This window comes from Mesorhizobium sp. ArgA1, from assembly GCF_053714375.1.
In genome coordinates this window covers 1-564 of sequence record NZ_JBSKBQ010000125.1, presented here as the reverse complement: position 1 = coordinate 564, position 564 = coordinate 1, and the positions used below count along the sequence as shown (strand labels likewise).

Here is a 564-nt window from a genome sequence, read left to right as displayed (position 1 = left end):
GTGAGCGTCCGGCGAATGCATTTTTTGCGTCTACGAGGCGCGGTTTAGGACTTGCGGCTTAGCTCATCTGCCATGACGCGCTCGATCATCTCGGGATCGCATTGTTCATCGACGAGGAACTGGCGGATTCCACCATCCCACGTCCGTATGTCGGCCAGGAGATCTCGAAGGTCGTCGATTCCGCTTTCGGTCAGGCCTTTTGTGCCATCTTCACTGCCATCGCGGACATACACCAATTCGCCCTCGCCGATATTGTCCGAGTTGGCGGTGACTTCCTCGAGTAGTTCAAGGTTCTCGCCGATCATGACGGCGACTTCTTTGAGCGTATAGATGAACCTCGAGCGTGCCATCACGCAGCCTCGTATCGGTTTTTCGCCGTCACCCACTGCCACGGCAGCAAATCCTGGAGCCGATCCTTGGGATGGCTCTGGATCCGAGTCAGGACGTCTGTGAGATAGACCTCCGGATTGTGGCCATGGAGTTTGGCAGTCTCGATGATGGTCAGGATGTTGGCGATGCGCTCACCGCCCTTGTCTGACCCGGCGAAGAGCCAATTTTTTCTTC

General features: G+C 56.4%; 2 protein-coding genes. Both read right to left on the bottom strand.

Annotated elements, in window-relative coordinates; all coding sequences use genetic code 11:
* Positions 1-44: 44 nt before the first annotated feature.
* The gene (locus ACWGTI_RS32645; protein ID WP_454590680.1) at positions 45-350 is read right to left on the bottom strand and encodes a hypothetical protein; all 306 of its coding nucleotides are present in this window, start codon (positions 348-350) and stop codon (positions 45-47) included.
* A partial coding sequence (locus ACWGTI_RS32640) for a transposase domain-containing protein (RefSeq protein ID WP_454590679.1) occupies positions 350-564 on the bottom strand: 215 nt, incomplete at its 5' end. The genes ACWGTI_RS32645 and ACWGTI_RS32640, both read right to left, overlap by 1 nt.